Source organism: Streptomyces sp. NPDC045431 (assembly GCF_040646655.1).
GTDB lineage: Bacteria > Actinomycetota > Actinomycetes > Streptomycetales > Streptomycetaceae > Streptomyces.
Genome location: NZ_JBEZAQ010000003.1, coordinates 352,220 through 367,349, shown reverse-complemented (window position 1 = coordinate 367,349; position 15,130 = coordinate 352,220). Strand labels below are relative to the sequence as shown.

Below are 15,130 nucleotides of genomic sequence, written 5' to 3'. Positions count from 1 at the left end.
AATCCCCACGTGGCCGTCGTCACGGATCGCGGCGAGTGCGATCGTCTCTAGCGGCCATCCGGCGAAGCGACCACCGGATAGTCGCGGGCTTCATGTGGCCCCGCGACGGCAGTCGCGCAGGTCATGGCGGCCCGGAGCTGTCCGGTGCAGGAGGCTCGCCGACAGGACCCCGCCCACCGACGTGGCCACACGCATGTCGCCCCCTTCCTGTTCGCCCCATGGGTCCCTCACCGGCGCCCATGATCAAGCGTCCGGCGACGCCGCCAGGGGCGACTACGCAGCCATCGCAGGTGATCACTCTCCGCTCGCCACATGCGGCACGTTGACCTGGGCGCCTCCGATCGAGAGGCCCGTGCAGATTGGCTGATAGGGGCTGCTGCATGGCATGGAGATGTCCTTTGCCGGGTTCCGCGAGCTCCCGAGCCGACCCGTGCCCGGCCGTCGGCCGGGCAGCCGTCCCTCTGACCCGGCGGGGTGACCCCCTCACCCGCGGACCCCCACCCGCTACACTGACCGCGGCGCGTCAGTCCGCTGGCGCAGTGCTGAATCAGGCCTCCGTAGCTCAGGGGATAGAGCACCGCTCTCCTAAAGCGGGTGTCGCAGGTTCGAATCCTGCCGGGGGCACAACGCGTTACGTCGCTGACCTGGGGTTTATCGCCCAGGAGGTGTTCGATCGGCCTCGGACCTCCCGTCCGGGGCCGTTTGCGCGAGCGGACGGAGAGTTGATCTCTGAAATCCCCCGGGCATCTCCGCTTCGTCGGACTCGGCCTTCACCTCGGGAGTGACGCTCACGGAGGCAACGCGGGCGCGCGGCACGAGCCGCGCTGCAGCTTCGGCGATCTCCGCTGCCCACTCCCTGCGGTCCTTGTCCTGCTGAGCCCGGTGCCGCCGCAGGGCCCGGACCGTGTCGCAGTCCAGCGCGATGATGGGTGCCCCGGCGTCGGTCTTTGGGGTCGCCCTCGTACATCCCCCGGCTGTCCACGACGAGTTGCTTGGCGACGGTGATGTGACCGGCCCCCGTCTGGGACGTCACAGGGTTCACCGCTCCCTGGACCGTGGGGAGTGGCTGCATGGATCGTTCGACTCACGGGGCGAACACCCGGAACAGGTGGGAACCGGTTCACCACTTCTCAGGACGCAACTCTCGCAGGGCCGCTCCCTGCAGGCACCCTTCCCCTATGGTTAAGCGGCTGTGGAGAGCCTGCGTCCCGCCTTGCGTACACGGGATACCTTTGCGGTACGCCGTTCCTGTAGTTCCCTTTGAGCGAGCAGCAGCGGGGCCAAATGTTCGGCGATGGCTTGTCCCAGTCCGACGGGCACGGCGTTGCCGATCTGTCGAGCGATCTCGCTCCTACTCCCGCACCACCGGAAGGTCTTTGGGAAACCCTGCAGCCGGGCCGCCTCCAGATGAGTGATGGGACGATGCAGCCACGGGTGGAGATAGCGACCCTTCTCCGGCTTGAAGAATTCCGTACGGATGGTGACCGACGGCCTGTCGCGATGGAGACGACCCATGACATCCGCGGAGCCGGTCTTGTGATTCTTCCAGCAGTTGGAGAGGAGCTCAAAGGGAATATCGAATCTATTTCCCCCTTCGGGAATGGATCGGTAGCGCGCGATCGAAATCGGCTTTATTCCATTCCGACTAAGATGCAGCTCGTCCATATAGAAAGGCCCTGCAATTTTCTTTCCGTTCACATCCTCCCACCGCGAGGGCAGGTCTGGGGAAAGCTTTCGCAATACAAGGTCTGCGATCGTCTGCCATACGGTCCGATGAGGGACGCCCGAAGGAGCCGGAATGAGCCTGGCCTGCAGTTCGAGGTCCGTCAACTCCTCGATCCGATGAATCGATCCCGACTCCGACTCCACCAGCAGATCTTTTCGGACCCCGATCGCGATGGTACGGAGGCGTCGCTGAGGCACGCCGTAATCGGCGGCGTTGAGGAGGTCATCGAAAATGAGGTAATCAGAGAGAGTGCGCCCGTCGCGTGTTTCGTCAAGAAGTAGTCGGAATTCCGGGGATTTCCTGAAAGCGTCGACGTTCTCCATGACGAACACCATCGGTCGAACAGTCGAGACGACTTTCAGATAGTGGCGCCAGAGCTGGTTCCGCTCGTCATTCGGATCCTGGTTGCCGAGGCGTGAGAACCCCTGGCACGGTGGCCCCCCCAGGACGATGTCGGCTTCCGGGATCGCCCCGGGGCGAGCAACCCACTTGGCGATGTCCCCTTGGTGGATGTGCGCCCCGAATTTCTCGGCGAAATTAACGGAATAGGTCGCCGCTGCAGCTTGGTCCAGTTCGACCGCGGCGACAGGACGATAAACGGCTCGACCATCGTGCCTGGCGTCTACGAACCCCTGCGTCAGCCCTCCGCAGCCCGCGAAGAGATCGATCGTCCGTAGCGGCGGGAGGCAGGTGTCGCCGCCTACCTCTTCCCAGGAGACGCCGACTTCGGGGTGTACGTAGCTCATTGGCGCACTGTAGCCGGCCAGCCGGCTACAGGGCAATCTATTCACCCTACAGCTCGGCGGCATTCTACGCCGGCCCCTAATTGCGCCACCCCCACGGCCCCATCCGGGGACATGCCCACTAACCTCGAAGGGTGGCCCGCACACGCACGGTCGGCGCAAGCGCCGACGCCCCGGGGAAGGGACGTACCTCCCACGAGTACCCACCTGACCGCGCTTGGCGTCCCCGGGCTGGGATGACTCGAGTCGAGCGTATACGTGAGCAGGACAAGGCTGCAGGCGGAGCCTTCAAGCGGTTTGTCGCGGGCGACGGCGGAGAAAGGGTGCCCGCCACCGTCGTACTGGCTCCGTTCCGTAGAACGGGACGTGTCAGTGCCAGGCTCCAGTGGACGGTCGCCGGACGGAGACATCGACACCCCCTGGGCGAGGTGGTTCACTCCACTCGGGCTGCGAACCTTCGTGCGGCCTGGCGCCTGGCAGAGGAGGCCGGCCTACTGGCGGAGGACGACCTCGGGGACTCCTGGGCCTCGTCGCAGGGCACTCGGGCTTCGATGCGTTCCAATCGGGGACGCGATACCGGGCCCGAGCGCCGGCTTCGCTCCTTGTTGCACCGCGAAGGGCTGCGCTTCAGGGTGTCCACCAGACCGGTGTCGACGCTCCGCCGAACCGCGGACGTTCTCTTCACCAGGCATAAGGTGGCGGTGTTCGTGGACGGTTGTTACTGGCACGGGTGCCCTACCCACGGGTCGGTCCCGGTGACGAACCGAGACTTCTGGGTTGCGAAGATCGAGGGCAATAAGAGCCGTGACAAGGAGACGGACAGACTCCTGGTGGAGCACGGCTGGTTCGTGGTCCGCGTCTGGGAGCACACACCGGTCGAGCACGCGGTGACACTCGTGCGACTCGGACTGGAGGAGTCGAAGGCACACCGGGCGGCCCGTGTACTCAGAGCGGACGTCCGTTGAGCAGGTCGCCCAGGGCGTCCGCCTCCCCCGCGCCGCATGATTCGGCCGTCTCCGTGGCTGTAGGCGAGGAGTCGGTCGCCGGGGGCCAGGCCGGCCTTGACGTCCGTCGGCATCGCATGCCGCCGAGACGTACCTGTTCGTGGTGGTCGGTAGGACATGGGAGGGCGGCCACTTCGTACCGACGGCCGAAGACGGCCGTTCCTCGGCCCAGCCCACTCCTCCGGGTCGCGGAACGATCGACCGGGAGTCGTCATCCGGGGCGCCGGACCTCCGTCAGAACGTCGTCCAGGAATCCCTTCACGTCACTTCCACCGAGGACCAGCTGCCGATCCAGCAGGCGGTTTCCGGTTTCACAAGAGGTCTCGCTCACCAAGGAGCAACCGTGACAGGCCGAAAGGTTCAGATGCGAGGCTCCCTGCCTGTCACTCTCGATGCAGACCGGGTCGTTGGAACAGAAGTCGGCGTCGTCTAGAGCCGATACCAGGAGTGGGATCAACTTGTCGGGTGACCCGAGCCTGACGAGCCCTCCGAGGGTCCCCTGCGCGTCCCCAGCGGCGGTGTAGATCAGGATCCCCGCGGTCTTGTCCGTGCGGTCCGAATTCGCATAGATCCGCTCCTGCAATGCGGCCGAGGCATAGCCGCTTGCGAATGCCAGCCTGCGGATGAGCAGATGGGCCAGCGTGTGCAGGGCGACGTACCTGGGCTCGGGAACGTCAAGGCGGTCGGCCCAGGGAGACTCACCCTTTCGCTTTTTGAGGATGCCTGCGCGCGCCTGTACCTCCGGCTGCGCCTCCCACGCGGCGAGTCTCTGCTCGTCGAACCGCAGGAAGATCCCTTCACCGAACAGCTCGATCGCCGGATACGTGGGGCGACGCCACTGGTCCGGACCCAGGTCGGCGTTGATGAAAGCCGCTTCCGCATCATGGCGCCGGAATCCGCGGAGCGCACGGACCTCACGGACCCGGCGCACCTGCCCGATGCCACTGATCTTGTCGAGCAGACTCTCCGGTCCCGCGACGCCTTCAAGACTTCGTCCGTCGACGACGAAATCGCTTCCCGTACGGTCGCGCCCGCCATCGAGCTTCTTCAGGAACGCCGCCCACTCACCGTCCTTGAGGTCGAGCAGCATCTCGTCAGCGGTGGCCTCCTCTCCGGCCGCTACGGCGAGGACGGTCTCCGGCGTTACCCCGAGCTCATTCGCGATCCATCCCGCCACCATCTCGGCTTGCGGTCCACCGTTGTCCGTCACGACCTTCTCGAAGTACAGGTGACCACGGATCTCGTCCGCCGTTTCCACAGACCGCGGACGTTCTTCGGGTATGTCGAGAGCCGAGATCCTTTCGGCCATGTAGTTGCCCGTAGCACCACGCTGCACGGCGACCAGCGGGTGCGGGCAGGGCTTCTTGACCGAGCCTTCCGGTTCCCAGGGCTGCCGCCCTACGCAACGGATCCCGTCCCGCTGCAGAGCCCCCTTGGCCACCAGCTCCGCGAAGGTGCGCGAGTGCCCGCACCCATGGCACGTCACCATCAGTGACGCGAGGCCCTCACCGCGGCCGGCGAGCTTCTTGAACCTGAGCGACTTGTAATCACGACAGAAGCGGACCGCTTCGTTCAGACTCGCCTCACGCCCGCGATGCACCCACTGGAACCAGTTGATGTCCTGGGCGTGGCTGCCCTTTTCGCAGACGGCGATGTATCGCATCGGCACCAGTAGGCCACCGCATCCGCAGGTGTTGCTCCACTTGCCCTTCTTCTTCCCGGTCAGTTTCGAGAGCTTGTCACAGCGCTCGCAGAACCTCCATGCGGGGAAGCGCCAGTACGGCAGTGCAGGGGTGTCCCTCCCGGCACGGCTCGCGTGCGTCGGCGGTTGCCTCAGGACACCGGCCCCGAGGCGGGCCATCAAACGCTCACAACTGATCTCCGGCGCGATCTTCTTGTCCCACCAGGACGTATCGGGCGCCATGAGGGATTCACCTCGGACGTCGACGATCGCTCCCACACCGAACGGCGAAATCGTCTCGGAGAGGCGCAGGTCATGCCTGATCTTCTCCACGGTGCACCTCCTCCTGCGGCTCTTGGACCTCCACCGCGACGTTGGGTTCCACCGACCTCATCGAATCTCCGACGAGCCACCCTTCGCCGGACTGACCGAACTTCTTCAACAGAGCCGCCTGATCCTTCTTAGACCTCTGGTAGTAGAGGGGGGCGCCCGACTCGCGCGCTTGTGCCGCCCGACGATCCCAGTCTCTTAGCAGGCTCCAGACAGCGTCACTCGTCTCCTCGGCTTCGAGGCGGTCCGCACGCGTCACGTACCCGAGGAACTGCTCCACAAGGCGCTCGACCGCATCACTGAGCCTGTCGTCCCCCAGGTCGAACCGGTCCGCCGTGTCGTTCTCGGCGAGCGGGACGAACGATTGCCTCAGCAGCGCGACGAGTGCGCCTGCCAGGGATCGGTCACGTGAAGCCAAGGACCACGGCGTCACGCTCGTGGGCTCCACACTGCGATAGAGGGCCTCGTGGTAGCCGCGGAAGGTCTCGAAGTGCGACCGATCGCGGGCCCTGCTGGACCTGAAGAGCGTGACGACGACGCCCTTCGTGTGTCCACGCCCGACACGACTGGTGGCCTGGATGTACTCGGCCGTGGTCTTCGGCTGCCCCACCATGAGCATGAGGGCGAGCCTGGGGATGTCGATGCCGACGGAGAGCATGTTCGACGAGAGGACCACGTCGACGGCGTCCGGTGACTCGTCGGCACTGATTCGGAGCGCGCGTAGATCGTTCGGCAGCTCCTCGGCACCGCGGCGGCTCGTCAGTTCCAGGACCTTCTCCGCCGTGACCCGACGCAGTGGGAGGCCAAGCCGGTCGGCGCGAGGCTCCAGACGACCGTTGACGTCGTCGACCAGCAGCGGTCCGGTCCGGCCGAGCTCACGAAGGCTGTTGTGGTACATGACCAGCGTCCAGTACGCATCCCGCGATGCGGCGGACGTAGCGTGGGCGGTGAGCGTCTCCGGGATCTCCACCATCGGAGTGACCGCCGAGATGACGGCGGACGGCTGCGAGACCGACTGCGGCATCAGACCGACGTAGAGACGTCCCTCTCGGCTCTCCACCGGCCGGGAGAAAAAGGTGCGGTCGTCGTCGAGTCCCGATGGTGGGTAGAGGGCGACGTCCCGCCCGTAGAGTCCCTGTACCTGCTCCTCCGAAGCACGGATCGTCGCCGTCGATGCAACGATCTTGGGACTGGTGCCCGACCGGCTCAGCAAGAGCTGGATGACCGCGTCGAAGACGGCGACCGTGGTCCCGAGCGGCCCCGAGAGGAGATGCAGTTCATCCTGGATGACCATGGACGGTTGCTTGAACGTGGTACCGATACCAAGCAGCCTGCCGGCCTTCGGTCGGAACTGGAGGCGCGCGAACTTGTCGACCGTGGCGAGCAGGATCGTAGGCGGTTCCTCGTAGATGACGTCGTCTACGACGACGAGCGGAAGTTCGTCGTTGAACACGCACGACTCGTCGACGCAGTGAAGCACCACGTCGTTTCCCACCAGCCGCATGCCGTAGTCCTGCGGTTTGCCCTTGACCTTCGGCACCAACGATGTCAGGCACCACGGACAGCTCTCGACCTGGAACTGGTTCGCCTCCTCCGGCCGTGCGGCCTTCTGCAGGCGTTCGAGCGCCTCCCGCGCCTCTTTCCGCGTGGCGGGGGTGACTTCGTTGCCCACCCACAGACCGATCGAGAACGGCGCCATCCCCCTCGCACGCTTGTCCGTGGCCCGTAGCCTCTCCGTCGCGCAGATCAGCGCCGCAGCACGCTGGAACTGCTGAGAGGTCAGGAGCCTCAAGGTATAGCGGGTGATGACGGCGGTACCACCACCGGTCACACCATGAGCAAGCCGCCGGCGGAAGATCTCGATCGCGGCGAGGCCGAGGTACGCCTCGGTCTTCCCGCCACCCGTCGGAAACCAGATGAGGTCGACGAGATCCCTGTCCTTGTGCGTCGCATCAATGGTGGAGGCCAACGAGACGAGCAGGAAACCGAGCTGGAACGGGCGCCACTGCGGCTCCTGCACTTGGTCTTCCGACGTCCCGCGGTTGATCGATGCCTGCCTCATCTGGAGGCGCATGGCGGCCATGCCGAGCGAAAAGGCCGTTCGGAGATCCTGCCGGTCCGGCGCCCGGAGGAGGTCCACACCTTCCCGCATCCTGTCGACCGCCGTCTGAGAACGTTCGGTGATGCGGATCGCCACGGCCCTGTCGACGTCGAACTCCTCGGCTCGTCGCATCTGCTCGGAAACCCAGCCGGCGAACGCGTCGACAAAGGCGTCCAGCGACCGGAGTACCGCCTCGGGATCGGTGTCGATCCGCTCGAGGTGCATCAGTTCCAAGGACTTCGCCTCGGTCGTCCCCGCGTCGAACCCCGTGGTCTCGATCGCAGGCACGACGAAAGCCGGTACGGGTTCGAGGAAGACCTTGGTGCAACGGCCGTCGGAGAGTTTCCAGTCCGCAGCCATGCCGTGACCGACCGCGTAGACCTTCCGGTTGCGGTATCGCAGACGCAGTTCCGCGGCTTCGAGGTCGGTGTCGAAAGAGCGTGTCGTGTCGTATTCCAGGAACCGATCACTTACGGGAGGGGTGACGGCCAACCGGACCTGGAACAGTGTGCGTGCGATGTCCAGCTTGTCGTCCCCGGTGGATTCGGTGAGGATCCGGACGTACACCGTGACCAGGGAATCGCCCCTGAAGTCGCGCCAGCGCGCTCCGACTTCGACGGAGACCTCTCCCACGGTCAGAACGACGGGCCCTCCTCCCTGGCGGAGAACGAGATCGTCGGTGGAGAACGGGGTGCGGCGCCACCTCGGCGGCCCATCCCCGCCCACAAAGGAGTACGTGCCGCATGAAAAGTCGACGTAGACGCTATCCCCGTCGGTCACGAAGGAGATGGCGACCGACGATGGCCGCCAGTCCTCGGCCAGGGGGATCCCGGCGCCGTCCTCCTCGACATCCCCGTGGGGGACGTCGGCGGAGACCTCTTCATCCGCCTTCTCTCCACCGGCGGTCTCACGAGTTCCGACCTCTGCCGGGAAGAGCATGCCGACGGCGTACTGTCGGTGCGGGAGGTTCGTTGTGACCTCCTCGTCTCCGTCCTCAGGCCCGACGTAGGACGTGCGGAGGTGTTGAAGCGCCTTCTCCTGAGCCGCCGTGAGGTTCACTTGCCAACCTGCTTCCGAAGAAGGTCCTGGAGCCGCTTCTTGTCCTCCCTGGACGCGACCACGTGGAGCGTCACACGTGCCCTGGTGACGGCCACGTAGAATGCGGCGAGTCCCCGATCATCGTATTCGTGCGGTAGTTCGCAGACGATGACGTGCTCCGCTTCCAGCCCCTTCGCGAACCGCGGGTTGATCACCAGGAACCCGGCCTTGCTCCTTCGCGGCTCGGCATCCGCTGAGACACTGATGATCCAGATGTCGTCGCGACGTGCCCCGTTCGCAACGAGGTCACGCGCGACCGCTTCGGCCGCTGCGATATCGGCTCTACCCTCGGACCACCGCCACTGCACTCGGTCGCCGTGGACGATGCCCGGATCCCCGATGTCGGCGCCAAGGTACTCCTGCACAACGTGGACGATCGCCCGGGTGTTGCGAACATTCCGGTCGAGGTCGTACTGGAGCGCCTCCTGCTGCACCAACTCACACACGTCCGGGTCGAACTCGCCGTCTACGTGCGCCTGGTTGTTGGGGTCGAGGAACATCCTCCAACGACCGCCTGCGCGACCTCCGCGGATCACGGCGTCCAGCGTGTCCATGCCCTCGGCGTTCATGAGGTCCTGCGCCTCGTCGACGAAGACGACGTCGTACTGATCGCCATCGGACAGCTCCGAGAACGGAAGGAGATCGATGCCTGTTCCCACGATCCGCGGGCTGAAGAACTGGGCCAAAGCAGGCGAGTGAAAGGTGATGAGGACCGACTTTCCCTCGCTTGCCTCCTGCTTCGCGCCTTCCGCCAGCACCAAGGACTTCCCGGTACCCGCCCCACCGAAGACGAGCATCCTCGGATTGCGTGAGAGTGCGGCCAGAACCCGGGCCTGACCCTCGGTCGCCCGGTTCTGCTCCTCGATGACGGCCCCGCGCTGAGCATCGATGACGGGCATACGCGTGAACTCACCGAACAGACGGGCCCGCAGATTCTCAGGCCTCGCGATCCTGACCCCGGAGGGAGCGGTCCTGGCCTCGCCGGCAACCTGCTCCAGGGCCTTCGTCATCGCGGCGATGCTCATCTGGTCCTTGGCCCACCAGTGGCTGCCCCTCCACTCGACGGCGGCAGGAGGGGCCGCGATGTCGGGCGTGACGGCGACGGCCTCGGTGGCGAACCAGCCGACGCCCTCAGTGTGCAGGATGTCCCTCAACGCATACATCGCCGACTGCGCCTGCTCCATCGGGGACTCCCGCAACTTCTTCCAGTCACCGTGGCGGTCGATGGAGTACCAGACACCGTCGTACTTCCTGACGCCCCCGCCTTTGACCTCTATGACGATCACGACGCCGTCCCAAAGAACGACGAAGTCGGCCTCCCCCTGTTGTTTGACCGCGTGACTCCGCAGCTTGACGGAATGGAAGGCCACCGCATCACCCGGGCCTTCGACAGACTGCAGCAACCGCGCGACCCGGCGTTCGGCGTTGCTTGTGGTCGTCGCCTCTATTTCGGCCAGGTCCGGAATAACGATCACGATCCCTGCTCCAGCCAAAAGTCCTCGTACGCGCGATATCCGAGGAAGTCGTTGACCGCCCCGAAATTGTCGGCGACGTCCACGATGAGGCACTCCGCACTGCCGCCGTTCTCCGGGCCACGCAGCCCGCGCCCCGCCATCTGGATGTAAGCGCTGGGGCTGAACGTCGGCCTGGCGATGTACAGGGCGCGGACACCGGGTGCGTCGAAGCCTTGAATCAGCAGGTCACAGTTGGCCAGGACCCGGATTCGACCCGCCTTGAACCTCTCGATGACGTCGCGGCGCTGCTGCCGTCCGGTCTGACCGCTGACCGCTTCGGCCTCGACCTGTCGACAACGAAGCGTCGCGGCGAGAACCTGGGCGGACAGGATGTTCGGCGTGAACACGAGGATGGGCCACTCGGGATCCTGGCTCAGGATGTGGTCCACGAGAGCCTTCATTCGCGCCTGGTCGCTGCCGATGCGGTCGAGTACCTGGGGTTCCAGCTTGCGCTTGGATTGGATCTGTGTGAGTTCACCCGGCTTGAGTTCCACGTCGATGCCCGGCAGGATCTCGTGCTTGACGCGGGCGAGAACGCCGATCCTGGCCAGTTCCTCATAGGCGCTTGTGCCTTCGAAGGCCCTGATGATGCGTTTTCCGAAACGCGCTGCCAGGTCTCTGTTCCGCTCGTCGTCATCGGCCCTTCCCTTGAACGGCGTAGCCGAGAGACCCACCAGTGGCCGTTCCCAGTTTCGGCCGTCGACACCGAGCCACCTCAGGATCCGCGTGTAGCGCGTCGACCCGCCGGCACGGTGAGCCTCGTCGATGAAGACGGCGGAGGCGCCGCGGAGCCACTCGTACGCGGGCACGTCGATCACACTGTCGTCGAGCTTGGCATCGGTGGCCACGACCACACTGCACTCGGTGTCGGGTTCGTGAACGGTGTTGTTGTCCCAGAGTCGGCCGATCGTCAAGGGACGTTCGTCACCGAGCCCACGCCAGACGGTGCTGAACGTCTGCACAGCCTGCTCGCAGAGTTCAGCCGACTGAGCGATCCAGAGCACCGTCCCGCTCATGCGGCCCTCGATGAAGAGCCGCAGCATGGTCTCGGTGGCGACGCGGGTCTTCCCGGCCCCCGTCGGAAGTTCGACCATGCCTTTGAGTGCTCGACCGTCCGCTTCCTGCAGGGTCAGGACATCCCGGAGCTGCCGACTGATCTGCTTTTGGAAGTTGTGCAGAGGGTTGAGCTTCACGGCACCCGGTACGACGAACTCGTCGTCCTGTCGCTGGTCCCGCTGCCCGGCGTACTTGGCGCCGAATCCCATCTTTCGGAGCCAGGCGATCGTAGGCGCTCCACCCGCCCACTGCGTCGGAACGTCCGGATACCCCTCCTGCTGGAACTGGTCTTTGAGGAGCTTGATCGCGTCGCTGCCGTGGACGGTCAAAAAGAGTTCCGCGACGGATGTCGATCCGTCCACCAGACCCTGCTCTTCGAGCGCCGGCCAGAGGCCCTTCGGGAGCTTCTCCTTCAGCGTGTCGTCACCGAAGAACACTTCGAGACGCTCTGCGTCACTGGGTGCCGAGCGAGCGGCCTGGCGTTGTTCCTCCAGACGCTGATCGACACCGGCCTGAAGGACCTCACTCAGCTCGGCGTTCGTCAGTCCCAGTCGGAAAGCGTCGTTGACGATCTCGAGAACACGTCGCTCGCCGAGGTCGGCACGGACCACGAGTGTAAGCCCGTCCACATGCGAGTCGAGCGACTCGTCGTCGACACCGTCATCGGTGGTCACGCGCTTTGCGATGTGGACGGCCCTCGCCACGATCGCGTTCATGACCTTGTCCGCGACGAACATCGTACGGAGCCCGGTGTACAGGTCGATGACCCGCTCCCCCTCCTGCCGGCCCTCGACCAACATGGAGAAGGAGAAGCTGTCCTCGAACCGACGGCATCCGACCTCTTCGACGAGCGGGACCACCTGACCCTGATCCGCCCGCAGGTACGGCTTGTGTTTGGACCGGAGGACCTTGAGCTCTTCATCGGTGGTCGCCAAGTACACCGTGTCAGGTCGCTGAGCCTCGATGCCGCGCCCCACCCGGGCCGGGATGCGCGCCGGATGCCCGCCTGGGGACGCGTTCCTGGCGGCAGCGAGGACGAACGCCGTCAGCGTGCTGTCCCTGACCTGCGAGGGGATCAGATCTGCAGCCGCGAGTGCCTCGCTCAGCACGGCGGCGGGAACCTTGTCCAGCTCCTTCGGTAGCGCCAAGGCGTCTTCGGCAGGACGCGGTCCGCGGAAGAGAGGCAGCAGGGCCTCGAACTCGACGAGTGAGGCGGACACGACCCGCCCCGGAGCGCGGTAGCCGCGGGTCGAGTTCAGCAACCCGGCTTGCTCCGTCGCCCACCGAACAGGGGAAGGGACCCGGTGGGCCTGCCCCGTATCGATATCCTCGCAGGTCCAGTACTCGCCCTGGTCCAAGCGGAGTAGCTCGAGAGTCCATTTTTCCCGGACTCGGTCAGGGGCCTGCGCCTCTTTCAGCATGAAGAGGACCGAGAACGGACCGGGTCCTTCGTTCCTGTCGAACTCGAGCCGCTCGACGGGGCGCTCGCCCGGCCCGAGGCTTCTGTTGAGCAGATCCGTCACATATCGCCTGTAATCCTCGAAGTAGACCTCGTCCTCGACCGAATACGCGGGCTCCGGACCGTGGACGACTCCCGCTTCATGGGCGACCGCAGGAACGCATCGCGGACGATCCAACATTCGGTGGGGAATGGCGTCACCGAGCCCGTCGATGTCGAGCACCTGCCGGGGAGTGGACCAGCCGCCGTCTCGCGTCGGCACCTTGATTCGGCCGGCCGTATCGCGGGACACGACCTTCTGAGCCTGCGCAACGGAGACGTCAAGCGCAGCGTCCCAGAACCTCGTGAGTTCCTCGTCCCCCGACGTCGCGGACAGCTTGGCCATCCTGGCTTGCAGGATCGCGAGCGGATCCAAGTCCCGGAACCCCTGCTCGCGGAGCTTCTTCTCGATGCCGGGGATCGTCAGGAAGTCGGGACGGACGAAGTCCGCCCCTTCGATGTCGACATCGTCCACACGCTTGAGGAAGACCTCATTATGGTCCGCGACGGCCCGCATTCCGCTCGTCGTCGGTATGACCTTCGCGGACTTGATGCCGTTGATTCTGGGATTCAGCACGACGAAGTCGAACGCCTTCGCGGCAGAGGGCATGCTGGCACCCTCCGCCCACTCGCGCAGCCACGTCAGGATCCCCCGATTGGGGATGCCCTCCAACGCCTTCGCCTCGTCCCTGGGTCGTGGGTCCGCGAAAGTGGAGGACACGCTGTGGACGAAGAGGTGCCGCAGACGAGTCGCCCGCTGACCGTTGGCGTAGCAACGCCAGTGCGGTACGTCGTCACCGGTGTTGGGCGACTTGATCCACTCTTCGTGGTTGCGCTCGGACACGCCGCTGACCGTGAAGTCGAGAGGACGAAGCTCGTGCGGCGTCCGCAGGGCGCCCGTCGCGTCCGGGATCAGCGCCTTCTTCGACGCGATCTGCGGGACGTGGGCGCAGAGGATCTCGTCGCCGAACGAATGGGCCTCACGACCACGCGCCGGCATGTACTCCAGGTGAACAGCCGGGTCGTCGGCGGATGGGACTTTCGGCAGCATGCCGACGAACATGTTGGAGAGGGTTACGAGGATCTCTCGGTTATAGGTGTTCTCGAGCAGCGTGGTGCGGTCGTCGTTCACGCTCCAGGGAGCGTTGAAGAGTGCGGACGCCGACGTTCTGTCCTGGAGCGGAAAGTACGACCAGAACCCTCCGAGCCTCAACTGGGCGAGGCGCGCCGGCACGGCGACCGTGACCTTCATCCGGTCACGCGACACCGCTTCACCGACCTCGGCCCGTGCCTCGGGGGTGGGGGCGTGCATCCCGTTCTCGATGTACCACTCGTCATGGTCGCCGTCGGGGCGCTCGATCCGAAACCTGCCGTCACCGAGGTCACGCGACACATGGCTCGTTACGAAGTCCACGTCTTTGCCGATCACCCGGAGCCGGACCTCGCGCACCGCGTTGACGAAGAGGAGGAACTCGGAACGGAACTCTTCGATCTCCCTCCTGAGCTTCTCCAACTTCGACGCGCGTGGCAGCTTGACGACCGTCACCGCCCATTCCGCCAGCTCGGCCAGGATGGGGTCCTTGTCGAACTCGACCTCGGCGTCGACCCGCGTCAGGGTCCTCAGAATCGGAAGTCTCCTGGCCGCCGGGGCGATCGACGCGATCGTTTCCTTCGCCTTGGGGGAGTTGAACTCGAAGGAGACCGATCTGCTGAAGACCTGCGGGGCGTCGGTGATCGCAAGCACCGACTTGAACCCGAGCCCGAACCGTCCGATCTCGTCGCCCCGCTTACCACTGAGATGTGCGTGAGCGAGCGTGGTGAGCCCGCTTCGCGAGAAGGGTCTGCCCGCGTTCGCGCAGTACAGCGTGTGGTGGTCGAGGTCGAGGACGATCTCGACCCGGCCGGCTCCGTCCTCGTGTTCGGCGGTCCCCGACATCGCGTCGGCTGCGTTCTGTACCAGCTCCAGGAGCGTGCGGTTCGAGTAACCGCCGACTCGGATGGACTCCTCCTGATTGGCATGCTCAGCGATCAGGTTCGAATTCGCACGATATGAGTTGATCGCCCGCTCGAAGATCGCGTCGACCTCACGAACCAACGCCGCGTCAGGGACCCACTCGGCACGATTCATCGTCACGACTGCACCGCCTTGGCCACCGACACGGCAACGTCCCCCTGCCAAACCCGCACCTACATGCCCCCTGAGCATCGTTCGCCCACGTGCCTCGCAGTGCGTCACACCGCACACCGTGGACCTGCCACGGACTTTAGACCGAGGAACCGACAGACCAACTACATATCACCAGATCGGTCCTTCGAGGCAGGATGCGGAAACCCACAACGAAGGCCGGCATTCCGTTGGACACAAGCGGATCACGAAGG

6 protein-coding genes and 1 tRNA gene are annotated in these 15,130 nt (G+C 65.2%); 2 read left to right on the top strand and 5 right to left on the bottom strand.

Annotated features, from left to right (window positions below; translation table 11 throughout):
* The first annotated feature begins 551 nt into the window (after nucleotides 1-551).
* Nucleotides 552-624, top strand: a tRNA-Arg gene (locus tag AB0A69_RS10215).
* A 558-nt stretch (nucleotides 625-1,182) separates the two neighbouring features.
* Here AB0A69_RS10215 and AB0A69_RS10210 read toward each other — a convergent pair.
* Nucleotides 1,183-2,472 carry a DNA cytosine methyltransferase gene (locus AB0A69_RS10210; RefSeq protein WP_361417880.1) on the bottom strand — a complete coding sequence of 430 codons (1,290 nt, stop codon included), beginning with the start codon at nucleotides 2,470-2,472 and terminating at the stop codon, nucleotides 1,183-1,185.
* A gap of 233 nt (nucleotides 2,473-2,705) precedes the next feature.
* Here AB0A69_RS10210 and AB0A69_RS10205 point away from each other — a divergent pair, with 233 nt between their 5' ends.
* On the top strand, nucleotides 2,706-3,434 hold the full coding sequence (locus tag AB0A69_RS10205) for a very short patch repair endonuclease (protein WP_361417877.1): 729 nt from the start codon (nucleotides 2,706-2,708) through the stop codon (nucleotides 3,432-3,434).
* Between the two features lie 250 nt (nucleotides 3,435-3,684).
* On the opposite strand, the gene AB0A69_RS10200 is transcribed toward AB0A69_RS10205, so the two are convergent.
* The 4 genes from AB0A69_RS10200 to AB0A69_RS10185 are packed head-to-tail and all read right to left on the bottom strand — an operon-like array spanning nucleotide 3,685 to nucleotide 14,879.
* The gene (locus tag AB0A69_RS10200; protein WP_361417874.1) at nucleotides 3,685-5,487 is read right to left on the bottom strand and encodes a DUF1998 domain-containing protein; all 1,803 of its coding nucleotides are present in this window, start codon (nucleotides 5,485-5,487) and stop codon (nucleotides 3,685-3,687) included.
* On the bottom strand, nucleotides 5,468-8,644 hold the full coding sequence (locus AB0A69_RS10195) for a helicase-related protein (RefSeq protein WP_361417871.1): 3,177 nt from the start codon (nucleotides 8,642-8,644) through the stop codon (nucleotides 5,468-5,470). The genes AB0A69_RS10200 and AB0A69_RS10195 overlap by 20 nt, the downstream gene beginning before the upstream one ends.
* A complete protein-coding gene (locus AB0A69_RS10190) occupies nucleotides 8,641-10,158 on the bottom strand; it encodes an NERD domain-containing protein (RefSeq protein WP_361417868.1) in 1,518 nt (505 codons plus the stop codon). Before AB0A69_RS10190 ends, AB0A69_RS10195 begins: the two co-directional genes overlap by 4 nt.
* The gene (locus AB0A69_RS10185) at nucleotides 10,155-14,879 is read right to left on the bottom strand and encodes a DEAD/DEAH box helicase family protein (RefSeq protein WP_361418435.1); all 4,725 of its coding nucleotides are present in this window, start codon (nucleotides 14,877-14,879) and stop codon (nucleotides 10,155-10,157) included. Before AB0A69_RS10185 ends, AB0A69_RS10190 begins: the two co-directional genes overlap by 4 nt.
* Nucleotides 14,880-15,130: the final 251 nt, after the last annotated feature.